The sequence below is a fragment of the Flavobacterium okayamense genome, from assembly GCF_019702945.1.
Classification (GTDB): Bacteria; Bacteroidota; Bacteroidia; order Flavobacteriales; family Flavobacteriaceae; genus Flavobacterium; species Flavobacterium okayamense.
In genome coordinates, this window is sequence record NZ_AP024749.1 from 1,879,557 (window position 1) to 1,903,642 (window position 24,086).

Below are 24,086 nucleotides of genomic sequence, written 5' to 3' on the forward strand. Positions count from 1 at the left end.
AAACTAAAAAAGCCACTTTATACAAAGTGGCTTTTTTAATATAATGTATAAACTTAAACTTTTCCTAGAGTATATAATTGTTCTAGAGTAGGTGATACACTACCTCCAGCGGGCTCAAGTGTAATTCCGAAAGCTTCGGCACCTTCCGCTTTTTCTACTTTAAATAGTTTAGTACTATTCGCATTAAAATCATCTAAAAGACCTATACTATTAGGTGTAAGCGGACTTAATTTTAAACCCCAAACTTGATACACTTTTCCTTCTGGTGGATTTGGTAATCCTGAAGCATCGATATATACTTCATTTGTTTCTTTATTATAATAGGCTCTTGCAAAAGCTTGTGGCGCTACTTCTTGTCCGCCTAAAGCTACTTGTTGGGTATTGTTATCTCTAATGAAAGCTAAAATAGTTTCTTTTTCTTGTTTGTCAAATTCTAAATCTACAATCGATTTTTGCATTTCTGATTTATCAGCGTTTAAATTATCGATAGTCGTAGTAGATAATGAGTTTTGATACATTTGGTAACCAAAACCTATTGCTAGTACAGCAGCTGAAGCCCAACCAATATAATTCGCCCAATTTGATTTTTTTACCAATGGAATAACCTTACTATTACCTAAAATTTTCTCTCTTATTTTCGAATAATTTGTAGCCGAAAGGTGAGGAGAAACACTTTTAGATAAATTAAGCACTGCATATTCTATTGCTTCAATTTCAGTTTGAATTTCAGGATGTTTTTTTGCCATTTCTTTGACTTCAATGTTTTCTGCTTCAGTAAGTTTACCGAAAACATAAAGTTCTAAAATTCCTGATTCTATATAATCTTTACTGTTCATCATTTCATCATTATTCATTTACCATCGATCTAAGTTCGTTAATACAATTTCTACTTTGAGTTTTCACTGTTCCTAAAGGAATTTCTAATTCATCAGAAGCTTCCTGTTGGGTGTACTCTTGAAAAAACAATAATTCAATAAGCTGAATACAACGTGGTTTAAGTTTATTAATAAACTTTTTAATTCCTAATACATCTATTTTGTTTATCAACTTTGAAGAATTGTCTTCAAGCATATATACGAAATTATCAACAGAAAGGTTTTTTTGAGAATTATTATATCCTTTAGATCTCAATTTGTCAATGGTTGTGTTTCGAGTAATGTTAAGCATCCAAGTGTATAAACGTCCCTTTGATTCATTATAAGAATCTATATTATTCCATATTTTAACAAAAACTTCTTGTAAAATATCTTCTGCTTCTTCTTTATTTCTTACCATATTAAAGATTATTCCATAAAGACTTTTAGAATAATTATCGTATAACAATGTGAAGGATTCATTGTCTTTTTTCAATAAGGCAGTGACTAATTGTTCTTGTTCCATATGTTGTAAAGTTAATACTTAAGAATTAAAAAAAAACTTTTTTTGATTTTTTTAAAACCAAAATCGATTTTGTCTCGTAAATGAACATATAACAAATTAAAAAACTAATAAAAATGAAAAAATCAAAATTACTTTTAGGTTTATCGTTCTTCGGAATTGTGGGTCTAATTTTGGTAGCAGCAGATCACATTGATGCACCTGCAGTACAAGGAGGAACGTCTGATATTACAGATTTTTACTCTTTTCAAGGAGCAAATACTGATAATTTAGTATTTGTAGCCAATGTAAAAGGCTTATTATCTCCAACAGCAACGTCAAATGCTTCATTTGATGAAAATGTTATGGTAGAATTTAATATTGACAACAATGGAGATAATGTTGAAGATTTAGTTATTCAAGCTGTGCCAAGAAACGGAAAAATGTACTTTTTCGGACCAGTATCACCAGGTACACCAGGTACATCAAGTACTGTAAAAACTTCTGCAGCCCTTGGAAGTGTTGATATTACTGAATATGGACAATCAGCACAAATTGCAACATCTTCAGGTGCAAGTTTTTTTGCAGGTCCAAGGGACGATCCTTTCTTCTTTGATTTTGGACAATATTCTGAAATTATAGCTGGAAATGCATCAAGTTTTAACAATCCAGGGACAGATACATTTGCCGGCACAAATGTTATGTCGGTTGTTGTTGAAGTACCTAAATCTATGCTAGGTGGTTCAGGTACATTAAATACTTGGGTAGAAACAAAAAGAAAATAATCCTTAAAAAAAGAAAATTATGAAAGCAATACAATATAAAACTTTAGTTGCAACATTTATGATAGCTATTTTAGGCGTTAGCTGTAGCGATGATGATTCAAGTAACATGAATTATGGTCCAGATTTTTCAGGAACATATACACAACAAGATCAAATGGGAAGACCAGCAATTAATACGGTTTTCGTCAGTTCTGGAAATAAAGACAATTTTAATACTACGACTCCATCAAACATGGGGGCAGCATATCAATCAGCATTTCAAACTCAATTAATGGCATTAAATCCGGGTTATACAACTAATGCTTTAGGATTAGATGCAGCAACTTTTACAACAGTTTTAGCAACAGACGTATTAGGTGTTTCAACTACAGGAACTACAACTTTTTTTGACGGTACAAATGTATTAACAGGAAGAACTTTAGCTGATGATGTTATAGATGTAGAATTATTATTAATTTTTGGTGGACCAGATGGTACAGCTAATGCTGGTTTAACTTCGGATAATGTAAGTGCAAACGATAAAGCGTTTTTATCTTCATTTCCGTATTTAGCATCACCTTGGTAGAATTTTTACTGCTTTAACCAAGTAAATAAAGGGCATCGTCAAAGATGCTCTTTATTTTAACTACTTAAATCATTTAAATAGGTAATCATGAGAAAGTATAAATTACACTTCATTTCAACTCTATTTTTTTCTTTTTTTATCAGTTGTAACTCAAACTCAGATCAAGATAAAATGGAAATAGCTAAAAAAAATGACTATAAATCTTATTTGGTAAACGATAAGAATATAAAACTAGAAAATGCAAAAAAAGATATTGACTTCTGGCAGAAAAAATATGATAATAATTCTAATCAGTATACATATTTGATTAAACTAGCGGGTTTATATTCTCAGCTATTTGAAATTACAGGAAATATTGAAAATTTATATACAGCTGAAAAATTGTTATTAGAATGTAATGCTAGGGTTAAAGATAAAAAAGCTAGTATTCATAGAGCAATTGCAAGAAACTATATTTCTCAACATCGTTTTAAAGAAGCATTAATTTATTTAGACAAAGCTTTGGTTCTTGGTGAGAATAAATTAGATACTCAAAAAATGCTTTTTGATGTTTACATGGAGCTAGGAAGTTTTGATTTAGCTAAAAATCAGTTGACAATTATTCAAGATTTTAATGATTTTGACTATTTAATCCGATTGGCTAAATGGAACGATCATATTGGCCAACTTGACGATGCTATTAAAGTTATGGAAAAAGCAATGGTTTTAGCAGATAACTCAAAGAACCAAGAACTAAAAGAATGGATTTATTCCAACTTAGCTGATTTTTATGGTCATGCTGATAGAGTCGAAGATTCGTATGCATATTATCTAAAAACGCTAGAATTAGATAAAAATAATATGTATGCATTAAAAGGAATTGCTTGGATAGCTTTTTCAAATGACAGAAATCCAGAAAAATCTTTAGAAATTATAGACTATATAGAAAAAAAGCATTTAACTCCAGATTTGTATCTTTTTAAATCGGATGTGTATGACTTTCAAAATAATGATCTTAAAAGTAAGAATGCTATAAAGAAGTACTTGGACTTATTGAGTAAAAACAATTATGGAGATATGTATAACAAGTATAATGTTTTATTATATAATGAATTTTCAGATAAAAAAAATCAAGCATTAGAAATCGCACAAATTGAAATTAACAATAGACCAACACCTGAATCGTATGATTTATTAGCTTGGTCTTATTATAACTTAGGAGATTTTGAAAAAGCTTATGAAATTGCAAGAGATTTTACCATTAATAAATCACATGAACCTTCAATATTATTTCATAATGAATTAATTTTGAAAGCGAATAATAAACTTACAAAAGAGAACTCAAACAAAGAGGAACTTTTAGAAAGTTTATATGAACTAGGACCAAATTTAGAAAGCCAAATCAAGAATATTTAAGCAAAAAATGAAACACTTCTTACTAATCTCGTTTTTATCAATCTCTTTCTTAGCTAAAAGTCAAGAGATTAAAGGCACAATTAATGATACTTTCGGAAACCCTATTGTAGATGTAAATATTTATAATTTATCATCATCTACACATGCTCACAGTAATGAATTTGGGAACTTTATATTAAGTAATGTTGCGGTTAACGATACATTAAAATTTTCAAAATTAGGTTATAAAAGTAGTAATTATATAGTAGCATCACTATCAGAAAAAATTCAAATTGTTTTAGAAGAAGATGTTTTTAGATTATCAGAAATTATTTTAAGCCCCAACATTGATATTAATTCTAATATTACAAAAATAGATTTAACCACAAATCCTGTGAATTCATCTCAAGAGATACTTAGAAAAGTTCCAGGTTTATTTATAGGTCAACATGCAGGTGGAGGAAAAGCAGAACAACTTTTTTTAAGAGGTTTTGATATTGATCATGGTACAGATGTATCCATCACATCAGATGGTATCCCAGTTAATATGCCTTCTCATGCTCACGGACAAGGGTATGCCGATTTACATTTTGTAATTCCTGAAACAATTGAAAACATTAATTTTGGAAAAGGGCCATATTATGCATCAAAAGGAAATTTTGCCACTGCTGCTTATGTCGACTTTTCGTCTAAAGATAAATTAGATACTAGTAAATTGAGTATAGAAGCAGGGCAGTTTAACACCATAAGAACAGTTGGTTTATTTGATTTACTAGGTAATACTACCAAATCAAATGCGTATATAGCGACCGAATATATTCTAACGGATGGACCATTTGAATCACCTCAAAACTTTAACCGTTTCAACTTATTTGGAAAATATACTACCATCTTAGACAATAGAACTAAATTGAGTGTAATAGCTTCTCATTTTAAAAGTAAATGGGATGCTTCAGGTCAAATTCCTATGCGATTAGTAAATGATGGAACGATAAGTCGTTTTGGTGCAGTAGATGATACCGAAGGCGGATTTACTTCACGAACTAATCTATCGTTAAATGTTGATAAAAAATTAGATGAAAATAGTTCGATTAAATCAAATGTTTATTTTTCAAAATATGATTTTACCTTGTTTTCAAATTTTACGTTCTTTTTAGAAGATCCAATAAATGGTGATCAAATTAAGCAAAAAGAAGACCGTACATTATATGGTTTTAATTCAGAATATCGAAAAAACCAAATCTTTGAAAGTTTTAATTTGAGTTGGCAAGCAGGAATTGGTGCTAAAATAAACTCAAACAAAGATATTGAGCTTTCTCATACATTAAATCGAAACGAAGTTTTAGAATACAAACAACTAGGCGATATTGAAGAATCGAATTTGTTCGGATATTTTAATGCCGATTTTAAATTCAACAAGTTTACCATAAATCCAGCATTGCGTTTAGAATATTTTAAATTCAATTATCAAGATAAACTGAATCCAAATTATAAAACGCTTTCAAATGATAAAGCTAAACTACTACCTAAATTGAATTTCAGTTATGCGCAAAACGAAAAAGTGGTTTATTTTCTAAAAACAGGTATTGGTTTTCATTCTAATGATACTCGTGTTGTGTTACAACAAAATAAAGATGTTTTACCAAGTGCTTATGGTGCCGATTTAGGTGTTATTTTAAAACCAACAGATAACTTAATTATTAATTCTGCATTGTGGACATTGTTTTCAGAACAAGAATTTGTTTATGTTGGAGATGCTGGAATAGTGGAACCTTCAGGTAAATCAAAAAGATATGGTGTAGATTTAGGTTTGCGCTATCAATTAAACGATTTTTTATTCTTTGATTTCGATTCTAATTATTCTTTAGCAAGAAGTGTTGATGAACCTTCAGGACAAAATTATATTCCTTTAGCTCCAAAATGGACATCTGTTGGTGGAATTAGTGTTAGAAATTACAAACGTTTCTCGGGTAGTATACAATATCGTTATTTGGGAGACCGACCCGCAAATGAAGATAATTCGATAATTGCGGAAGGTTATTTTGTAACCGATTTGAATATGAATTACCAACTTTCAAAAAGTTTCAACGTTGGATTAATTATTCAAAATTTGTTTGATACTGAATGGAATGAAACACAATTTTTAACAGAATCTCAACTTCAAAACGAATCTCAACCTGTTGAAGAGATTCATTTTACGCCAGGAACTCCGTTTTTTGCTAAAATAAAAGTTACTTATAGTTTTTAATTATTCACGGGTTTGTTATTTTTGAACCTATGAACAATGAAGCATTACTTGAATATTTAGAAGGTTTTATTACTGAAAACAGAAAAGAGGGTTTTAAACGCGTTTTACAGAATCGTACCAAACATTTTACCATAGCCATGGAAGATGTGTATCAATTGCACAATACGAGTGCTGTGATGCGAAGCTGCGAAGTTTTTGGAATTCAAGAATTGAATGTAATTGAGCAACGATTTGGAAAAAGGATTGATAAAGAAATAGCGCTAGGAGCAGAGAAGTGGGTAGATGTAAACCGATTTGCTACGATTCAAAGTTGTATTGATGATTTAAAAGGAAAAGGTTACCAAATTATAGCAACAACTCCACATGATGATTCTTGTTACTTGCAAGATTTTGATATTTCAAAGCCTTCGGCCATATTCTTTGGAACAGAGAAACTCGGACTTTCAGAAGAAGTAATGCAACAAGCCGATGGTTATTTAAAAATTCCAATGGTTGGTTTTACAGAAAGTTTGAACATTTCAGTTTCCGCAGCTATTATTATTCAAGATATAACAGCGAGGTTGCGTCGATCAATTATTAATTGGCAATTAACGGAAGAAGAATTATTTGAAAAACAACTCGATTGGACCCGTAAATCGATAAAAGATATTGATTTTATTGAGAAGAAGTTCTACGAAAAAAATTAATCACAATCATATCCTTTACAATAAATTCCTAAACTTTTAGTTTTAATAGAACCATCTTTTAAGATAGTAATTTCTACAGATTCTTTACTTGTAGGGTATTGATGAAATTTCATAAGATGTAATTCAAAACCATTTTTAATTTTTCTGTATTCAGAACCTTTAATATCATCATCTAAATTATAACCATAAGTTTTAGCTAAAAGTAAAGCTTCTTCAATATTATCGATATTTCCTAAAAAAGATTTAAATTCTTCTTCTGTTTCAATAAAACGAACTATGTTGTCATTATCAATAGTTATGGCATAATTACATCTATAGCTTGGATGTCCACCTGTGAAAAATCCTCTATTTTGACTAGGATTAAAAACTTTTTCAATTTTATTTTTTAGCGTTAAATCTCCTCCTTCAATTAAAATTATATGCTTTGACTCTCCTCCATAATGTTGAATATAACTTGCATATTGCCAGTACTTATAGTCAGAGTTTGGAATTATTTTTTTTCCTACACTATCAATATAATTGTTTTTGATAGTATAGTTAATTGGTTGAAATTTTTCTGAAAGAATACTATTTTCTTTTTTACAAGAAATAAATAATATAATAATAATAATTGTTGTTGTTGTTGTAAGATTCTTCATTATTACTTATTCTTCTTTAAAATCTTATATTCTTCATAACACGCGCTAATCGCATCTAAGATTTGCAAATCGTTTGCCGTTTTTATAAAGTATTCAGAGTAATTACAGTTTTGTAAAATTAAAGGAATATCGTCTTTATCAACTTCTAAAAGAGCTGCCAACGTTTGTCGGTCGTATTTTGTTGCCAATAAATCACGAATAGTATTATCTTTTTTCATTTCCTTTAGCTTTTTCATTTGTCTTGGTCGTTTACCAAAAACATTATATAAAAAATCTGCAGGATTAAATATAGATTGAATAACTTTTCCAACAGCGCTTGGCGATTTATTACCCACTTCATAACCAGCATTTAATCCAGAAATACTATAGCGATATTGGTCTTCAATAACAGGAATAAGTTCGGTATCTACTTCAATATAACCAGTTAAATTGTATTTGCGCACAATTACTTCTTCTAATGCGTACGCTTTTTCAGTGATGGCAACTTTTGCAGTTTTGTTCTTAATCCAGTCGTTTGTTACACGAACTTTAATGGTTTCAAAACCTAAATAAGAAAATAAAATGGTATCGTTTACCTTCGCATTTAGTTCAAAAAAACCATTTCCATCAGTTACAGTTCCTTTTACACGTGTTGTATTAATTACGTGAACATTGTTGATAGGTAAACGCGTTTCAGCATTAATAACAGTTCCTTCAATTGGTGATACAATGGTGTCATTTTGGGCATTCCCAAAAAACGAAAGGCATAAAAACAAGAAAACTATAAAATATCTCATAAAGGCAATATTAATTCAAAAATACAAATACAGCCGAGATATTTTATAGTTTCTTAAAGTTTTATAAGAAAATTAACTAAAGCTTTATTCCATTTAAACCAGTAGCACAACCAAAAAAATATTTTTCATAATTTACTTGAAGTCCATTTTTTTCAAAAATATCCTTCACTTTTCTACAATCTTGAAAAGATTCGGTATAAATCCAAAGCATTTTATAATCATTTGGATTTCCTAAAAATAGTTTCCCAAGAATAGGTATTACTTTAGAAAGATAAAATTTGTAAAAAGTAAGTAAAAGTTTGTTCTTAGGTTTTGATATTTCAATAAAGCTAAACATTCCATTTGGTTTTAATATTCGCTGAATTTGTTTAGCTAATAAATCAAGTTGTTCTTCATTAAAAGTTTTTAATCCATAAGCACTCGTAAGAATATCAAAATAATTATCAGGAAGGTTGTTGTTTAAAACATCTTCTTCTAGTAATAAGTGATTGTTTTTAAATAAATTTTGTGCTTTTACTTTTGAACTTGTTATCATCTCATTAGAAAAGTCTAATGCTGTTAAATTTGAATTTGGAAATTTATTTTTTAGGTAGTTCCAATTTTCACCCAAACCAGATAATAAATCAATTATTTCTAATTTTTGATTGGATGAATCAACTTTATTGATGAATTGTTTTCGCCAACGAATCGAAAACCCAAATGAAGTTATGAAGTTTGTTTTTTCATAAGAACCCGACATACTATTAAATAAATTTTTAACGTAGTCGGGTTCATAGATATTTTTAGATTTATTCAAATCTATGCTATATTAGCTTCTTCTTGAGCGTTTTGCTTTTTCAAAAAAACCTTTTGAATTATCTGAAGAAGAACTTCTTCTTCCCGAATTTTCTCCAGCAGGTTTACTATCGCGTCTTCTTTCTCCGCCTCTTTCATTTCTATCACTACGCTTTCTATCACCACCTTCGCTTCTTCTCGCTGAAGACTCACGTCTTCCGCTATCACGACCTCCGTCTCTTCTTCCTCCGTCACGACCACCTTCACGTCTTCCGCCATCACGACCTCCGTCTCTTCTTCCACCACGACCACCGTGATCTCTTCTTCCGCTATTGCGACTTCCGTCATTTTTAGAAATTTCAACATTAATTTTTCTTCCTTCTAAGTGAATACTATTAAATGTTTCCATTACTTTTTCAGCATGTTCAGCATCTGTATTAAAGAAAGAGAAACCTTCTTTTACATCAACTTTAAACACGTCGTCTTTTCCAAACTCTAATGTATCACGTAAGAAGTCTTTTAAAGACATCCAATCGAAATTATCTCTAGAACCAATGTTGATGAAATAACGAACCGATCCTTCTGTTGGAATTTCACCTTTTGAACCACTAATACTTACCGAAGTTAAATCTCTCGATTTTTTATAATAATCTAAGAAACGATTGAATTCAACAGAAACTACTTTCTTGATTAATTCCTCTCTTGGAATATCCTTTAAAACTTCCTCAATTGCTGGCAAATACGTGTCAATTTCGTGATCGATTTCAACGTCTTTAATACGATTTGCTAAGTGGAATAACTGAATTTCGCAGATTTCAATTCCTGAAGGAATTGGTTTTTCTTCGAATTTCGTTTGAATGATTTTTTCAATTTGGTGAATCTTACGAATTTCACTTTTTGTAATAATCACTAATGAAGTTCCTGATTTTCCAGCACGACCAGTACGACCCGAACGGTGCGTATACGTTTCAATTTCGTCTGGTAATTGGTAGTTAATTACGTGCGTAATATCGTCTACGTCGATTCCACGAGCAGCAACATCAGTAGCTACTAACATTTGAATTTGACGCTGACGGAACGATTTCATTACAGAATCACGTTGTGTTTGTGATAAATCCCCATGTAACGCTGCAGCATTGTAACCGTCTTCAATTAATTTATCTGCAATAGCTTGAGTATCACGTTTTGTTCTACAAAAAACTACTGAGAAAATATCTGGATTAGCATCTGCTAAACGTTTTAAAGCAGAGTAACGATCACGACCATTTACCACATAAAACTCGTGCGAAACATTAACGTTACCCGAGTTTTTATGTCCCACTGTAATTTCAAGAGGTTTACGCATAAACTCTCTGGCTATACGAGCTACTTCTTGAGGCATTGTTGCAGAAAATAACCAAGTAGATTTGTTTTCAGGTGTATCTGATAAAATAGCTGTAATGTCTTCATAGAATCCCATGTTTAACATTTCATCAGCTTCGTCAAGCACACAGAAATCGATATTTTTAATATTAACCATTCCACGGTTAATCATGTCTTGCATACGACCAGGGGTAGCAACAATAATTTGTGCTCCTCTTTTAATTTCTTTAGCTTGTTCGTTGATGTTAGCACCACCATAAACAGCAACAGTATGTAAACCTTTAACGTATTTTGAATACTGTTTAATTTCATTAGTAATTTGTAAACACAATTCTCTCGTAGGAGAAAGTACTAAAGCTTGTGTGTTACGATTTTCGGCATCAATTTTTTGAATTAGTGGAAAACCAAAAGCTGCGGTTTTACCAGTTCCTGTTTGTGCCAAAGCAACAATATCAGTGTCTTTTTCTAATAAAATAGGAATCGCCTTTTCCTGTACTTCCGATGGATTTTCAAATCCAAGGTCTTTTATCGCCAGCTGTAGCGATTCATTAAGACCCAATTGTTCAAATTTATTCATGTATGTATTTAAAATTGGGTGCAAATGTACTGCTATTTAATGAGATAATCTAATTTGTTATGAATTGATTATCAATTAATTAAATTAAAACTCTCTTAAAAACAAGATGAAAAGCCTTTTTTTGTATGAAATTAGGGTATGAAATGAAAGGATTGATACCTTTGTAAAAAAGAAAAAAGTGATTGAAATATTAGACATTATTGGTGTTTTTGTCTTTGCTATTTCGGGAGTTTTAGCAGCCATAAATAAGAAACTGGATTTATTTGGTGTTTTTATAATTGCTTTCGTTACAGCTTTAGGAGGAGGAACTTTACGTGATGTATTAATTGGGAGAACTCCAGTAGGATGGATGCAAGATTTAAACTATGTTTATCTTATTATTGCAGGTTATTTTATAGCTATTTTCTTTAGAAATTATTTGAATAAACTTCGTTTGTCCCTTTTTCTTTTTGATACGATTGGTTTGGGAGTTTTTACATTAATAGGAATTGAAAAAGGGTTAGAATATGGATTACATCCTGTTATTTGTATTGCTTTAGGAACAATTACAGCAACGTTTGGTGGATTAATTCGTGATATTTTATGTAATGAAATTCCGCTTTTACTTCGTAAGGGGACAATCTATGCTACAATATGTATTATAGGAGGTGTTTTGTTTTTTATATTGCGAAAGTTTAATCTTCAAGATTCAATAAATGAATTAGTAACCTCTTTATTTATAATAGCATTTAGATTAGCAGCGGTTAAATACAAAATGAGTTTACCTGTTTTAACAATAAAATCTTAAAGTGTTTCTAAAAGAGAAATAAGTTTACGAGTTGCAATTCCACGATGACTTAATTTAGCTTTTTCGCTCATTTCCATTTCGGCAAATGTTGTAGAAAATCCCTCTGGTACAAAAATAGGATCGTAGCCAAAACCTTTTGTTCCTCTTTTTTCTGAAATTATTTCACCTTTAATAATACCTTCAAAAAGATGTTGATCATTATTAATATTTAAAGCAATAATTGTTTTGAATTGTGCTTTTCGATTCGATTTATCTCTAAGATTAAAGAGAAGCTTATTCATGTTATCATCGGCATTTTTTTGCTCGCCAGCATAACGTGCAGAAAAAACTCCAGGTTCTCCTTTTAACGTCTCAACTTCTAAACCGGTATCATCTGCAAAGCAAGGATAACCATATTTTTCAGAAACATAGTTAGCTTTTATAATTGCATTTCCTTCAATAGTGTTAGAGGTTTCAGGGATATCTTCAGTGCAACCTATATCTTCTAAACTTAGAAGTTCAATTGATTTTGGCAGCATTTGTTTAATTTCGGCAATTTTATTCTGATTGTTTGAAGCAAATACTAATTTCATTGAGAAATGGTTTAAAAGTACAAAAGCCGAGGTGGAGCCCCCGACTTTTATGGTGAATGTGTAACCACATTTCTGTGCATTCTGTGCAAATATACACTTTAAATTTGAATACCTAAACTAATTACTTAAAAAAATAAATTATAAAAAACTCATTTTTATTTCTATTTTTGTCCCGTTTTTTTAACACATATTACATTATGGTGAAAGATTTATTTGCAAGAATACAAGATAATAAAGGTCCTTTAGGGAAATGGGCATCACAAGCAGAAGGATATTATGTTTTTCCTAAGTTAGAAGGGGAATTAGGGCCAAGAATGGAGTTCCATGGAAAGAAAATATTAAACTGGTCTATCAATGATTATTTAGGTTTAGCAAATCATCCTGAGATTAGAAAAGCAGATGCAGAGGCAGCTCAACAATGGGGAGCAGCTTACCCAATGGGTGCTCGTATGATGAGCGGACATACAAAATATCACGAACAATTAGAAAATGAATTAGCTGCTTTCGTTATGAAAGAAGCTGCTTATTTATTAAACTTTGGTTACCAAGGTATGGTTTCAATTATTGATGCTTTAGTAACTAAAAATGATATTATAGTTTATGATGTAGATTCTCACGCTTGTATAATTGATGGTGTTCGTTTACATATGGGTAAACGTTTTACTTATAAGCATAATGATTTAGAGAGTATGGAGAAAAACCTTCAGAGAGCTACTAAAATGGCTCAAGAAACTGGAGGAGGAATTTTATTCATTACTGAAGGTGTTTTCGGAATGCGTGGTCAACAAGGAAAATTAAAAGAAATTGTTGCCATGAAAGAAAAATATAATTTCCGTTTATTAGTTGACGATGCTCACGGATTTGGTACTTTAGGTAAAACGGGTGCAGGCGCAGGTGAGGAGCAAGGTTGTCAAGACGGAATTGATGTGTATTTCTCAACATTCGCAAAATCAATGGCAAACATTGGAGCATTTGTTGCTGCAGATAAAGATATTATTGATTATTTAAAATACAATTTACGTTCACAAATGTTTGCTAAAGCGTTACCAATGATTCAAACAATTGGTTCATTAAAACGTTTAGAAATGTTACGTAATTCTTCTGAAATTAAAGATAAATTATGGGAAAACGTAAATGCTTTACAAAATGGATTAAAGAGTAGAGGTTTCAATATTGGTGATACAAATACATGTATTACACCAGTTTATTTAGAAGGTTCTATTCCAGAAGCAATGGTAATGGTGAACGATTTACGTGAAAATTATGGTATTTTCTTATCGATTGTTGTTTATCCGGTTATTCCAAAAGGTATTATCTTATTAAGAATGATTCCAACTGCTTCACATACCATGCAAGATATAGATGAAACATTAGCCGCTTTTGAAGCTATCCGTGAAAAATTAGTAAACGGAACTTACAAGAAAATAGCTGAAGCTAATGTTGTAGATATGGAAAAATAATTTTTTACAAATTATAACCCAAAAAAGCCACTTGTTTACAAGTGGCTTTTTTTTACAAATTAAAAAATAGTTTAATTAAGTTGTTTTAAATTTCTTTATAGTATGTCGCACGCATTTTATTAATTTTTGGATCAAAGTTTTTCCATAAATTATGAATGGCATGATTTTCTACTAGTTCAGGAGTGCTAATGCATGTTTTAATTCCTTTCTCTTTAAATACTTTGTAATATTCGGCCATTATTAATGCCGTGATTCCTTTATTTTGATATTCTGGTGTAACACCAATTAAATAGAAAACAGCTTCTTTAGAATTCTTTTTAGCATCTAAAATATGCCACCATCCAAAAGGAAATAATCTTCCATTCGCTTTTTGAAGTGCTTGTGCAAAATTAGGCATTACAATAGCAAATGCTAGAATATTATTTTCTTTATCTAAGATAAATTTTATGTATTCAGGATTAATGAATTTTATAAATTTACTTTTAATGTTATCAATTTGTTCAGGTGTAACAGCAACAAATGAATCTAATTTACTATACGTGTCATTAAACAACTGAAACATGCCGTCTACGTAAGGTAATATTTCAGATGTTTTAGTAAAGTTCTTAACTTTAATATCGTAACGTTTTTCGATAAGGTTACTAGCTCTTAAATATGCATCAGCATTAACATTGTCAAAAGAAAAAATAGTTTCTTGCCAAATTTTTTCTTGTTTAAAGCCTAATTTTTCAAAATGCTCTTTATAGTATGGCATACTATACCAAGATATTGCAGTGCTCAGTTGATCAAAGCCTTCTATTAGTACACCTACTTTATCTAGATTAGAAAAACCTAAAGGCCCTTCAATGTGATCCATTCCTTTTTCTTGGCCAAATTTACTAACTTCGTCTAATAAAGCTCTAGTAACTTCTATATCATCAATTACGTCAAACCAACCGAATCTTGTTTTTTTCTTTCCTAAACTTTCAACTTCTATTCGGTTAATTATTGCAGCAACTTTACCTACAATTTTATTGTTTTTATAGGCTAATAGTAGTTTAACATCGCAATTTTTTAGATTTGGGTTTTTTTGATTGTCAAAAGTTTCCATTTCTTCTGAAATTAAAGGCGCAACCCATGCATCATTGCCCTTAAATAAATCAAAAGAAAATAAAATAAAGTCTTTTAATTCTTTTTTTGTGGTAACTTCTTTAATTGTAATCATTATTCTTCAATATCTACTTGATCTCTTCTTTTCTTTTCTTTATCGGCTTTCTTCTTCATTTTCTTATCCATTTTACTACCGTTATCTTTTTCAATTCTTACTTCTTGATATTTTTCTGCAAAACGCCATGAAAACCCAACGTTTGCATTTAAAATTGCAGGAGTACTTTTTATGTTTTTACCGAAAGAGGCATCTAATTGCATGTTCTTATGAAATAGATAAGCAGCACCAATTCTAAAAACTCCATCTGAATAATAATCACCATTATAACCTTGATTTTCAATAAATCCAGACCATTGTTGATTGAAACCACGAGTTAAAGTTAAGATATAATTAATACTTGCAAAGTCAGTTCCAATCTTATCATAGGTAATATTGGTAACTAATACCCAACGTGTACCAAAATGATTTTGTGCAATAATAGTAGCTTTCGGGCTAAAAGATGGTTCTTCAATATTTGAAGGAGCATAGTTAAAAGGATTGTCGCCAATACCAAAATTAACACCTGCATAACCAGCTAAAGCAGGAATAAATTGTTTCCATTTGAAGCTGTGATTTGCTTTCCAACTGTATAAGTTTGGTTTTTCATCAAAATTTTTAAACGGATCGTAAAATAAATATTTTGCTCCTAAAGTTAATTGACGAAAACCACTTCTATTATCATTTATAAATGTTGATGTGTATTTGTCATTTTGATATTGAATTTCTCCAATTACCTCAAGTTCTTCTTTCCAAACACCATAACGAATGGCTAAATCGGCTAAAAATCCGTTTGCATCATAGTTTAACTTGTCATGTGTTTCCGATACATAAGATAAACCAATTTCTGTTTGTATAATTGTTTTACCAACTGAAAAAGCCATCATAGATTTTCCAGGTCTATTCGAATTAATTTCATCTGTAAATTGGGCAAACTGATTGTTTGTTACAAATAAAAAAGAAAGTACTAAGGCTAATTTGAAAATTTTCATAGAATTGAATTTGTTCCAAAAATAGCATTTTTATCATAATTTTAAGAAACAATTCTTTCAAATTGAAGTCTATTAATAGTATATTTGACTTATAATTGATTGAAAAATGGAAATGGCCTCGTTTACAGGTTTTCTTAGAACCTTAGTTTACATCGTTTTATTTTATTATTTCTTTAAATTTTTAATGCGACTTTTAGCGCCTATTTTAATTCAGAAAACGGCTCAAAAAGTGCATCAAAAAATGGAAGAACAAATGCGAAAGCAACAACAAGCATATCAAAATACTCAATATTCTCAACAAACTGAGCAAAAAGAAATGCCAAAAGAGAAGAAAAAAGTTGGTGAATATGTAGATTTTGAAGAAATTGAATAATTATTAATTCACAAATTTGCCCTAAAGGATATTGGTTTACCAATATCCTTTTTTTAATTAACTTAGCAACCAAATTATTTTTTATGCAAAAGTTAAAATCGTTTTGGCCTCATGGCTTAGCTATAATTGGTTTTGTAATTGTAGCCTTAATTTATTTTTATCCAGTTTTAGAAGGAAAAGTAATATTTCAATCAGATATTGCGCAATATACAGGGATGGCTAAAGAGCAAAATGATTTTCGCGCAGAAAATAATGAAGAACCGTATTGGACAAATAGTGCGTTTGGTGGAATGCCAACGTATCAACTAGGTGCGCAATATCCACATAACTATGTAAAGAAATTAGATTCAGTATTGCGATTTTTACCGCGTCCTGCTGATTATTTGTTTCTATATTTCTTAGGGTTCTATATTTTATTAATGGTGTTGAAAATTGATCCACTTAAAGCTTTCTTTGGAGCTTTAGCTTTTGGTTTTTCAACCTATTTAATCATTATTTTAGGAGTAGGACACAATGCAAAAGCGCATGCAATTGCCTATTTTCCTATGGTTTTAGCAGGAGTTTTATTGGTTTTTCAAAAAAGATATTGGTTAGGAGGAATTTTAACAATGCTAGCAGCAGCTTTGGAAATTCAAGCCAATCACTTCCAAATGACGTATTACTTATTGTTGTTATTGATCGTAGTTGGAATTTATTTATCAATTCAATTCATAAAAGAAAAACAATTCAAAGAATTAGCGAAAATAATAGGTGTTTTTGTTATTACAGGAATTCTTGCCATTGGCGCAAACGCTACGAATTTAATGGCAACTTCAGAATATGCTAAATTTTCTACAAGAAGTAAGAGTGAATTAACTTTTAACGAAGATGGTTCGCCTAAGACTTCTGACAATGCTATGAGTTATGATTACATAACCGAATATAGTTATGGAAAAGCCGAAAGTTTAAATTTAATTGCACCACGTTTATTTGGCGGTTCTAATAGTGAAGATTTAGGAACCGATTCTGAAATGTTTCAATTTATTACGCGACAAGGAGTACCACCTTATGAAGCTGCCGATATTGTAAAGCAAATGCCTACGTATTGGGGTGATCAACCTATTGTTGCTGCGCCTGCTTATGTAGGTATCGTTGTTTTTTTCTTTTTTGTATTGTCATTATTTATTTCGGATAATAGAAAATTGAAAATGGCATTGCTTTCAGGAGTAATTCTGTCATTATTACTGTCTTGGGGTAAAAACTTTTCTATTTTAACTGATTTCTTTATCGATTATGTTCCAATGTATAATAAATTTAGAGCGGTTTCGTCTATTCAAGTAATTTTAGAAATGTGTATTCCTGCTTTAGCAATTTTGGGAATGTATCAATTCTTTAAAATTGAAGATAAAAAGCAACAATTTACCATTTTATGGAAATCAGGAGCTGTCGTTTTTGGTTTACTTGTTTTATTGTTTGTTTTTAAAGGAATGTTTGATTTTGCTGGAGGAAGCGATGATTACTATAATGACGCATACGGACCTGAATTTACACGTGCATTGCGAGAAGATAGGAAGTCAATGTATACAGGTGATGTGCTGCGTTCTATGGGATTTGTGTTAGCAGTTTTTGGAACATTATATTTGGTGACAAAAGAAAAACTGAAAGTAACCAATGCCGTAATTATTGCTGGAGTTTTGATGGTTGCCGATTTGTTTCTTATTGACAAAAACTATGTAAACAAAGAAGATTTTGTTTCAAAAAGAGAAATGGATCAACCTTTTCAAGCAACACAAGCCGATAAACAAATTCTTGAAGATAAATCTGTTTACCGCGTTTTTGATGCTGAAGGACATATGAGAAGTGCTCGTGCTTCTTATTTTCATAATTCTATTGGCGGTTATCATGCTGCAAAGCCAAGAAGAATGCAACAATTGTTTGATTACCAAATTGCAAATAACAACGTACGTATTTTAAATATGTTAAATGTAAAATACATAATTAGACGTGATAATGAAGGGCAGCAAATTGTTTTAGAAAACCCTGCTGCTAATGGAAATGCTTGGTTTGTAGAGAAAGTAAAAGTGGTTAATACTGCAGATGAAGAAATGAAAGCATTAGACGAATTGGATACTAAGAATGAAGCAACTATTTTTCAGATAATGAATAGTGTTAAAGAAAATAGTTTAACATCTTATTCTAAGCATTTTTTTAGAAATCAAGAATATAAAAAAGATTCATTAGCTTCAATTCAATTAGAAGTTTATAAACCAAATTATTTAAAATATACATCTAATAATTCAAATGATGGTTTTGCAGTTTTTTCTGAAATGTATTACAAAAATGGTTGGAAAGCAACTATAGATGGTAAGTCAACACAAATTTACAATGTTGATTATGTGTTGCGTGGTTTACAAGTTCCAGCTGGAAAACACACGATAGAGTTTACATTTGAACCAGAAGTTATTGCTACAGGAAGTAAGATATCATTGGGAAGTTCAGTTTTAATGTTGTTACTCATAGGTTTCGGAGTTTACAAAATGAAAGAATAAAAAAAGAGGTAATCAAAGTTGATTACCTCTTTTTCAGTTTTATGGAGACTTATATAATTCTTTACTTAGCAGAAGTGTAAGTTGTAGTTACAATAGTATCGCTATCTTTATCATAAGTGTCAATTACTAAATTACCAGCTGCATCAAAATGGGCAATAGATGTAGCTCCTTTATTTACAAAAATATAGTGATTGTCACTTGTCTTTCTCATTAGTCCATTATTTACACCTTTACCTCCATGAAAAGTATATCCATTAGCGTTTCTTTTCAACTCATATTTGATTCCATCGTTCATGTAATATGCTGAGCGATCAACATCTACATATTTTACATCACCATCAACGGCAACACTAGTAGTTTCAACAACTTCAACAGGGTTTGTAGTTACTTGAGGCATATTTTTTCCGTTTTTCCCATGTCTCTTAGTTTCATCAACTTTAACATCTTGAAATTCCTTTGTAACGACTTTTTTCTCTACTTCTTTAACGCCTTTAGAGTCTTTTACTTTTGTAACTTCAGTCTTGGTTTCACTTTTAACATTTAAATTTTGAGCATACATTCCTGTACTCATTACAATTAAAGCGGTTGTTATTATAAACTTTTTCATAGCAATTTGTTTTTTAAGATTATGATACAAAGTTAAGTTGTCAACTATAGCTTCGTGTTATCGAATTTTTTGAAAGTTTTATAGAATTTTCATTTTTACCCTATAAACCCTTTATATTTGTGTTCTCTTGGAAACGAAAAAGAAAATATTAATTATTACCTATTATTGGCCACCAGCTGGTGGACCAGGTGTGCAACGTTGGTTGAAGTTTGTAAAATATTTACCCGAATTTAGTATTGAACCTCATGTTTATATTCCCGAAAACCCAAACTATCCTTTGCAAGACGAAAAATTAATAAGTGAAGTTTCTAATCAAGCAGTTGTCATCAAACAAAAGATTAAAGAACCTTATGGATTGGCTTCAATATTTTCAAATGGAAAAGCAAAGAAGATTAGTTCGGGAATTATTTCTGAAAATAAAAAACAATCTTTTATTGAAAAAGTCATGCTTTGGGTCAGAGGAAATCTATTTATTCCTGATGCACGAGTATTATGGGTAAAACCTTCGGTTGATTTTTTGAAAAAGTATATAGTAGAAAACCATATTGAAACTATTATAACAACTGGTCCGCCTCATAGTTTGCATTTGATTGGTTTACAATTAAAAAAAGAATTAAATATTCATTGGATTACCGATTTTAGAGATCCTTGGACAACTATTGGTTATCATAACAAATTGAAATTAAGTAATTGGGCAGCTAAAAAACATAAAACATTAGAAAAAGAAGTTTTAAATACTTGTGATGAAGTTATTGTAACTTCACCAACAACTAAAAAAGAATTTGAAGTAATTACACCTAAGCCGATTTCGGTTATAACCAATGGATATGATGTTGAAAGAGTAGAGAAGAAGCAAATGGATGAAAAGTTTACATTGGCACATATTGGTTCTTTACTTTCAGAAAGAAATCCGCAAATTTTATGGGAAGCGATAAATGAATTAATTCAAGAGAATGAAACTTTTGCTAATTTGTTTGAATTAAAGTTAATTGGGGCAGTAAGTGAAGATGTTTTGGGCTTAATAAAAAAATATGGAATTGATACTTTTGTTAATCATTTAGGTTATGTTTCCCATGAAGAAGCTTTACAGCAACAAAGATGCTCGCAAGCTTTATTGTTAATTGAAATAAATTCTAAAGAAACAGAATGCATCATCCCTGGAAAAGTTTTTGAATATATAGTTTCTGAAAGGCCTATAATTGCTATTGGGCCTGAAAAAGCTGATTTTGCTTCAATACTTAAAGAAACTAATACTGGTAAGTTCTTTACCTATTACGATAAAGAATTGATTAAAAAACACATTTTAGAGCTTTTTAATGTATTTTTAAAAGATGAATTAAAAGTCAATGCTGTTGGACTTCAAAAATACAGTAGAAAAGCTTTAACTAGTGAATTAGCAAGTTTGTTAAAATAAAAATCCTGCTTCGCAAATGCTCCACAGGATTTCAAAACAAACTAACCAACCAAAATCATTATGACTTTTTATCTTTTAGATTTATCTTTTGATAATTCTCGTTCTTCTTTTTTGATTTCAACTACATCGCTTTCATCCATTTTAACTTTTGTTCCATCAGTTCTGTAGTAATAGAAATCATTATCGTTGTAATCATTACCACTTTCATATCCATAATCGCTACCATAAGTACTTGAAGGGCTGTAATGATTGTTAGTAGGCATGTAAGTGTAACCGTGGTTACTAGCGTTAACAAAACCTCTAATATCAATAATTCTACCTCTACGATCATATATGATATGTAAACCACCTACTTGTCTAAGAGCAAAGCTGTTGTAACTCATATAAACCGATCCAACTCTTTTAACTCTACCGTAAGCATCATAATTGATATAAACATTACCAACTCTTCTCACGCGGCCTTTATAATCATGTTCTACTCGTACACCTCTGTTTGCAGGGCCATAATAACCGTAAGCATTTCCTCTTGGTGCTCCGTAAGTTCCATTTGTTCTTGGTCTAGGACCAGCTGTTGTTGTAACAGTATTAAAATCGAATTCTCCATTAGGGAAAATCATAAATTCAATTCCTCTTTCCATAAATACGATAGGCTCTGCATATCGGTAATCAACAGGAGTGAAGTGTCTTCTATCAACATCATCAAAAACCTTTTCTGCTGATGCTTTTACCATATTTGTTCCTAAAAGTAGAACTAAGGCACTCAATACTAAAGTAATTTTTTTCATAATACATCAATTTAAGGTTAAACATTCAACATTGTTTTTATTTTAAAACTTTGTTGCTTGATTAAGTATAACCAATTTGCGTGCCAAAAAAATAATTACTTTAAAATTTAATTGCAAGTAGTTGATTTTTAGTAAAATAAAAAAAGAGAAGCATTGCTTCTCTTTTAAAAAAATAATTATATGGTAAATGATTAACCTAATAATTCTCTAATTTTTTCTTGCATTAATTCTTGATCTTGCATTCCTTCCAAACCAACAAGAGAGAACATAAAAATCATGTAAGCTAGCCAAATAGCACTTAAAATAATTCCAATTATACAAAGTACTCTACCTATTTTTAAATTATTATAATTAGAATACATTTCTGGATTTTCATTATAAAGCTTCATGTCTTTGTTGGCCATCATTAACCCAACACCACCTGCTATTAATCCAATAATTCCGTAACAACAACAAGTTACGATTGAAACAATCCCTAAAATTAGGACTGTTGTAGCATTTGGTAATTTTTGATTTTGCATAATATTTAGTTTTAAGAGTTAGAAATACATTTTTATAGCGTAAGAAACAATCATAACTATTAAATTGAGAATTGCTAAACTAATTACAATTCTTGTATAGTTTCTTGATTTGTCAATTAAATGAAGGAAAATAAATAAGAATAAAATTACCAAAGTGTAAATAGGAGGATACATTTTAAAAGCTTCAACAAATTCACCTTTTAAAAGTAAAACAAAAGCTCTTTGCGTGCCGCAACCTAGGCATTCTATTCCAAATAGTTTTTTACTCATACATGGTAACATGTATTCTTCCATAACTTATGAAGTGTTTCGATACGCAATTTTACAAAAAATATATAAGTTAGCAAATGTTTTTAGTTTATTATATTTGATAAAATTTAAATGATGAAGTGGTTAATTAATATTCTTTTTTTAAGTTGTGGTTTTGTTGCTTTTTGGGAACAAAGTAAACCTAATCCGAATAAAATTTTAATGATAATTTGTATGTTTATTTTTGGGGTAGGGTTGTACAGATTGATGAAAAAAATACCAAGTAAAGACGAAAAAAATCATGACGAATAAATTTGAAATAGGAGATAAGGTTGCTGTTTTAGATGATGCTATTGAGGGTATTGTTACGAGAATACAAAACAATCAAATTTCTATTAAAACTAGCGATGATTTTGAGATGACATTTTTTGTCAACGAATTAGTTAAATTAAACAATTCTAATGAGTTAGGTAATTTATTTTCAAGTAAAAGTATAGGTGAGGTTTTAAAAGAAAAATCAACTCCAAAAAAGCATAAAATTAATACTGAAAAGCGTTCAAAAAAAGACGAGTTTGTACTTGAAGTTGATTTACATATTGAAAAATTAGTACCTTCTATTAAGGGTTTGTCAAATTTTGATATGCTAAATATTCAGATGGATGAGGTGAAAAGAAAGGTAGAATTTTGTCTCAAAAATAGGTTGCCAAAAATGGTTCTTATTCATGGCGTTGGGGAAGGTGTTTTAAAGACCGAAATTGATTTTTTCTTAGGAAGATATGATAATCTTGTTTTTCAAGATGCAAGTTATAGAAAGTATGGTTTGGGCGCTACCGAAGTTTATTTCAAGCAGAATATAAACAAATAAAAAAGCAATGTTTAACATTGCTTTTTTTTATGATTAATTCGTTTCATAATTACCGAAAATATAACTTACAAAACTAAAAGAATCTTCTCCGCTACTGAAACTAATGTTTTGAAAAGTGATATTATGTGTCGATCCGATAATTGTTACTCCATCAGTATCGTATAAATAGTTAGTTTCAACAATCATTGTACCTCCGGTTGCAATCCATTCTTTAGAAACAGTTGGAGTCGCAGGAGGTAAATCACTACAAATAGTTGTTGAGCTAACTGTACCAGAGTATTTTCTATAAATAACTTTGTTTGAAGTATTTATTGTTACTTCTCTAGGAGTGTCTCCAGTTTCAGTATTATCAAATGCGCTATCATAGGTCGCTTGCGGTAGGCTTATTAACAAAAGTTCTTCGTTTTTTGTTTTAAAAAGTATTGTTTTGTCACTGCATTTTTGGATTATTTGGTTATCAAAATCAAACGATTGTAATGTAATTTCACCATCATCGCAAGAAGTTGATAGAAGTAGTGCTATAATTAATCCGAAAACCTTTTTCATGATGCTTATTTTTAGCAAACTTAATCAATTATGAAATAAGAACAAATTAGTTTTTCGTCTCTT

The 24,086-nt window shown here is 30.4% G+C and carries 25 protein-coding genes; 11 read left to right on the forward strand and 14 right to left on the reverse strand.

Going from position 1 to position 24,086, the window contains the following annotated elements:
* Positions 1-53: 53 nt before the first annotated feature.
* Positions 54-854, reverse strand: coding sequence for an anti-sigma factor (locus KK2020170_RS08705; protein ID WP_255567300.1), 801 nt, complete (start codon positions 852-854; stop codon positions 54-56).
* Entirely contained in the window at positions 847-1,380 is a 534-nt protein-coding gene (locus KK2020170_RS08710) for an RNA polymerase sigma factor (RefSeq protein ID WP_221257947.1), read from the reverse strand. Before KK2020170_RS08710 ends, KK2020170_RS08705 begins: the two co-directional genes overlap by 8 nt.
* 113 nt (positions 1,381-1,493) lie before the next feature.
* On the opposite strand from KK2020170_RS08710, the gene KK2020170_RS08715 reads away from it, so the two are divergent.
* The 5 genes from KK2020170_RS08715 (at position 1,494) to KK2020170_RS08735 (ending at position 7,014) form a co-directional block, all read left to right on the forward strand.
* Complete coding sequence (locus tag KK2020170_RS08715; protein WP_221257948.1) at positions 1,494-2,141, forward strand: DUF4331 family protein; 648 nt, start codon at positions 1,494-1,496, stop codon at positions 2,139-2,141.
* A gap of 19 nt (positions 2,142-2,160) precedes the next feature.
* Positions 2,161-2,706, forward strand: coding sequence for a DUF4331 family protein (locus KK2020170_RS08720; protein ID WP_221257949.1), 546 nt, complete (start codon positions 2,161-2,163; stop codon positions 2,704-2,706).
* Positions 2,707-2,793: 87 nt separating this feature from the next.
* Positions 2,794-4,101 (forward strand): tetratricopeptide repeat protein, encoded by a 1,308-nt coding sequence (locus KK2020170_RS08725; RefSeq protein WP_221257950.1) that lies wholly within the window; start codon positions 2,794-2,796, stop codon positions 4,099-4,101.
* 7 nt (positions 4,102-4,108) lie between these two features.
* Entirely contained in the window at positions 4,109-6,328 is a 2,220-nt protein-coding gene (locus KK2020170_RS08730; protein WP_221257951.1) for a TonB-dependent receptor, read from the forward strand.
* 29 nt (positions 6,329-6,357) lie between these two features.
* Complete coding sequence (locus KK2020170_RS08735; RefSeq protein WP_221257952.1) at positions 6,358-7,014, forward strand: TrmH family RNA methyltransferase; 657 nt, start codon at positions 6,358-6,360, stop codon at positions 7,012-7,014.
* Here the strand turns inward: KK2020170_RS08735 and KK2020170_RS08740 are convergent.
* The 4 genes from KK2020170_RS08740 to KK2020170_RS08755 all read right to left on the reverse strand — a co-directional run bounded on the left by KK2020170_RS08740 (position 7,011) and on the right by KK2020170_RS08755 (position 11,141).
* Complete coding sequence (locus KK2020170_RS08740; protein WP_221257953.1) at positions 7,011-7,652, reverse strand: hypothetical protein; 642 nt, start codon at positions 7,650-7,652, stop codon at positions 7,011-7,013. The two genes, KK2020170_RS08735 and KK2020170_RS08740, sit on opposite strands and share 4 nt — an antisense overlap.
* Positions 7,653-7,654: 2 nt before the next feature.
* Entirely contained in the window at positions 7,655-8,428 is a 774-nt protein-coding gene (locus tag KK2020170_RS08745) for a carboxypeptidase-like regulatory domain-containing protein (RefSeq protein WP_221257954.1), read from the reverse strand.
* Between the two features lie 76 nt (positions 8,429-8,504).
* Complete coding sequence (locus tag KK2020170_RS08750; protein WP_255567301.1) at positions 8,505-9,224, reverse strand: class I SAM-dependent methyltransferase; 720 nt, start codon at positions 9,222-9,224, stop codon at positions 8,505-8,507.
* Between the two features lie 12 nt (positions 9,225-9,236).
* On the reverse strand, positions 9,237-11,141 hold the full coding sequence (locus tag KK2020170_RS08755; RefSeq protein ID WP_221257955.1) for a DEAD/DEAH box helicase: 1,905 nt from the start codon (positions 11,139-11,141) through the stop codon (positions 9,237-9,239).
* A gap of 178 nt (positions 11,142-11,319) precedes the next feature.
* On the opposite strand from KK2020170_RS08755, the gene KK2020170_RS08760 reads away from it, so the two are divergent.
* Positions 11,320-11,928: a trimeric intracellular cation channel family protein gene (locus KK2020170_RS08760; RefSeq protein ID WP_221257956.1), complete on the forward strand. Its 609-nt coding sequence runs from the start codon at positions 11,320-11,322 to the stop codon at positions 11,926-11,928.
* On the opposite strand, the gene KK2020170_RS08765 is transcribed toward KK2020170_RS08760, so the two are convergent.
* Positions 11,925-12,500, reverse strand: coding sequence for a non-canonical purine NTP diphosphatase (locus KK2020170_RS08765; protein ID WP_221257957.1), 576 nt, complete (start codon positions 12,498-12,500; stop codon positions 11,925-11,927). The two genes, KK2020170_RS08760 and KK2020170_RS08765, sit on opposite strands and share 4 nt — an antisense overlap.
* A gap of 197 nt (positions 12,501-12,697) precedes the next feature.
* On the opposite strand from KK2020170_RS08765, the gene capB reads away from it, so the two are divergent.
* Complete coding sequence (gene capB / locus KK2020170_RS08770) at positions 12,698-13,960, forward strand: cysteate-C-fatty acyltransferase (RefSeq protein ID WP_221257958.1); 1,263 nt, start codon at positions 12,698-12,700, stop codon at positions 13,958-13,960.
* A gap of 85 nt (positions 13,961-14,045) precedes the next feature.
* On the opposite strand, the gene KK2020170_RS08775 is transcribed toward capB, so the two are convergent.
* Both KK2020170_RS08775 and KK2020170_RS08780 read right to left on the reverse strand, forming a co-directional pair.
* Positions 14,046-15,164, reverse strand: a complete 1,119-nt coding sequence (locus KK2020170_RS08775; protein WP_221257959.1) for a GNAT family N-acetyltransferase — start codon at positions 15,162-15,164, stop codon at positions 14,046-14,048.
* Positions 15,164-16,135, reverse strand: a complete 972-nt coding sequence (locus KK2020170_RS08780; RefSeq protein WP_221257960.1) for a transporter — start codon at positions 16,133-16,135, stop codon at positions 15,164-15,166. The genes KK2020170_RS08775 and KK2020170_RS08780 overlap by 1 nt, the downstream gene beginning before the upstream one ends.
* Positions 16,136-16,241: 106 nt before the next feature.
* Here KK2020170_RS08780 and KK2020170_RS08785 point away from each other — a divergent pair, with 106 nt between their 5' ends.
* Together KK2020170_RS08785 and KK2020170_RS08790 are read left to right on the forward strand one after the other, a co-directional pair.
* Complete coding sequence (locus KK2020170_RS08785) at positions 16,242-16,508, forward strand: DUF4834 family protein (RefSeq protein ID WP_221257961.1); 267 nt, start codon at positions 16,242-16,244, stop codon at positions 16,506-16,508.
* Positions 16,509-16,591: 83 nt separating this feature from the next.
* On the forward strand, positions 16,592-19,036 hold the full coding sequence (locus tag KK2020170_RS08790; protein WP_221257962.1) for a YfhO family protein: 2,445 nt from the start codon (positions 16,592-16,594) through the stop codon (positions 19,034-19,036).
* A gap of 61 nt (positions 19,037-19,097) precedes the next feature.
* Here KK2020170_RS08790 and KK2020170_RS08795 read toward each other — a convergent pair whose 3' ends face one another.
* Positions 19,098-19,643 (reverse strand): hypothetical protein, encoded by a 546-nt coding sequence (locus KK2020170_RS08795; RefSeq protein ID WP_221257963.1) that lies wholly within the window; start codon positions 19,641-19,643, stop codon positions 19,098-19,100.
* 127 nt (positions 19,644-19,770) lie between these two features.
* Here KK2020170_RS08795 and KK2020170_RS08800 point away from each other — a divergent pair, with 127 nt between their 5' ends.
* Positions 19,771-21,057, forward strand: a complete 1,287-nt coding sequence (locus KK2020170_RS08800) for a glycosyltransferase family 4 protein (RefSeq protein WP_221257964.1) — start codon at positions 19,771-19,773, stop codon at positions 21,055-21,057.
* 68 nt (positions 21,058-21,125) lie between these two features.
* On the opposite strand, the gene KK2020170_RS08805 is transcribed toward KK2020170_RS08800, so the two are convergent.
* The 3 genes from KK2020170_RS08805 to KK2020170_RS08815 form a co-directional block, all read right to left on the reverse strand.
* The gene (locus KK2020170_RS08805; RefSeq protein ID WP_221257965.1) at positions 21,126-21,842 is read right to left on the reverse strand and encodes a hypothetical protein; all 717 of its coding nucleotides are present in this window, start codon (positions 21,840-21,842) and stop codon (positions 21,126-21,128) included.
* A gap of 191 nt (positions 21,843-22,033) precedes the next feature.
* Positions 22,034-22,363, reverse strand: coding sequence for a CCC motif membrane protein (locus KK2020170_RS08810; protein ID WP_221257966.1), 330 nt, complete (start codon positions 22,361-22,363; stop codon positions 22,034-22,036).
* A gap of 18 nt (positions 22,364-22,381) precedes the next feature.
* Positions 22,382-22,657: a DUF2752 domain-containing protein gene (locus tag KK2020170_RS08815; protein ID WP_221257967.1), complete on the reverse strand. Its 276-nt coding sequence runs from the start codon at positions 22,655-22,657 to the stop codon at positions 22,382-22,384.
* 256 nt (positions 22,658-22,913) lie between these two features.
* Between KK2020170_RS08815 and KK2020170_RS08820 the strand changes: the two genes are divergently transcribed.
* Positions 22,914-23,477: a Smr/MutS family protein gene (locus KK2020170_RS08820; RefSeq protein ID WP_221257968.1), complete on the forward strand. Its 564-nt coding sequence runs from the start codon at positions 22,914-22,916 to the stop codon at positions 23,475-23,477.
* A 33-nt stretch (positions 23,478-23,510) separates the two neighbouring features.
* On the opposite strand, the gene KK2020170_RS08825 is transcribed toward KK2020170_RS08820, so the two are convergent.
* The gene (locus KK2020170_RS08825; RefSeq protein ID WP_221257970.1) at positions 23,511-24,023 is read right to left on the reverse strand and encodes a hypothetical protein; all 513 of its coding nucleotides are present in this window, start codon (positions 24,021-24,023) and stop codon (positions 23,511-23,513) included.
* Positions 24,024-24,086 lie beyond the last annotated feature (63 nt).

Excerpts from the sequence above, each read along its gene's own strand:
- KK2020170_RS08710 (WP_221257947.1), bottom strand. The coding sequence starts at position 1,380 with ATGGAACAAGAACAATTAGTCACTGCCTTATTGAAAAAAGACAATGAA.
- KK2020170_RS08725 (WP_221257950.1), top strand. The coding sequence starts at position 2,794 with ATGAGAAAGTATAAATTACACTTCATTTCAACTCTATTTTTTTCTTTT.
- KK2020170_RS08715 (WP_221257948.1), top strand. The coding sequence starts at position 1,494 with ATGAAAAAATCAAAATTACTTTTAGGTTTATCGTTCTTCGGAATTGTG.
- KK2020170_RS08795 (WP_221257963.1), bottom strand. The coding sequence starts at position 19,643 with ATGAAAAAGTTTATAATAACAACCGCTTTAATTGTAATGAGTACAGGA.
- capB (WP_221257958.1), top strand. The coding sequence starts at position 12,698 with ATGGTGAAAGATTTATTTGCAAGAATACAAGATAATAAAGGTCCTTTA.
- KK2020170_RS08820 (WP_221257968.1), top strand. The coding sequence starts at position 22,914 with ATGACGAATAAATTTGAAATAGGAGATAAGGTTGCTGTTTTAGATGAT.
- KK2020170_RS08755 (WP_221257955.1), bottom strand. The coding sequence starts at position 11,141 with ATGAATAAATTTGAACAATTGGGTCTTAATGAATCGCTACAGCTGGCG.
- KK2020170_RS08775 (WP_221257959.1), bottom strand. The coding sequence starts at position 15,164 with ATGATTACAATTAAAGAAGTTACCACAAAAAAAGAATTAAAAGACTTT.
- KK2020170_RS08735 (WP_221257952.1), top strand. The coding sequence starts at position 6,358 with ATGAACAATGAAGCATTACTTGAATATTTAGAAGGTTTTATTACTGAA.
- KK2020170_RS08740 (WP_221257953.1), bottom strand. The coding sequence starts at position 7,652 with ATGAAGAATCTTACAACAACAACAACAATTATTATTATTATATTATTT.
- KK2020170_RS08790 (WP_221257962.1), top strand. The coding sequence starts at position 16,592 with ATGCAAAAGTTAAAATCGTTTTGGCCTCATGGCTTAGCTATAATTGGT.
- KK2020170_RS08745 (WP_221257954.1), bottom strand. The coding sequence starts at position 8,428 with ATGAGATATTTTATAGTTTTCTTGTTTTTATGCCTTTCGTTTTTTGGG.
- KK2020170_RS08805 (WP_221257965.1), bottom strand. The coding sequence starts at position 21,842 with ATGAAAAAAATTACTTTAGTATTGAGTGCCTTAGTTCTACTTTTAGGA.
- KK2020170_RS08810 (WP_221257966.1), bottom strand. The coding sequence starts at position 22,363 with ATGCAAAATCAAAAATTACCAAATGCTACAACAGTCCTAATTTTAGGG.
- KK2020170_RS08765 (WP_221257957.1), bottom strand. The coding sequence starts at position 12,500 with ATGAAATTAGTATTTGCTTCAAACAATCAGAATAAAATTGCCGAAATT.
- KK2020170_RS08720 (WP_221257949.1), top strand. The coding sequence starts at position 2,161 with ATGAAAGCAATACAATATAAAACTTTAGTTGCAACATTTATGATAGCT.
- KK2020170_RS08730 (WP_221257951.1), top strand. The coding sequence starts at position 4,109 with ATGAAACACTTCTTACTAATCTCGTTTTTATCAATCTCTTTCTTAGCT.
- KK2020170_RS08815 (WP_221257967.1), bottom strand. The coding sequence starts at position 22,657 with ATGGAAGAATACATGTTACCATGTATGAGTAAAAAACTATTTGGAATA.
- KK2020170_RS08705 (WP_255567300.1), bottom strand. The coding sequence starts at position 854 with ATGAATAATGATGAAATGATGAACAGTAAAGATTATATAGAATCAGGA.
- KK2020170_RS08780 (WP_221257960.1), bottom strand. The coding sequence starts at position 16,135 with ATGAAAATTTTCAAATTAGCCTTAGTACTTTCTTTTTTATTTGTAACA.
- KK2020170_RS08785 (WP_221257961.1), top strand. The coding sequence starts at position 16,242 with ATGGAAATGGCCTCGTTTACAGGTTTTCTTAGAACCTTAGTTTACATC.
- KK2020170_RS08825 (WP_221257970.1), bottom strand. The coding sequence starts at position 24,023 with ATGAAAAAGGTTTTCGGATTAATTATAGCACTACTTCTATCAACTTCT.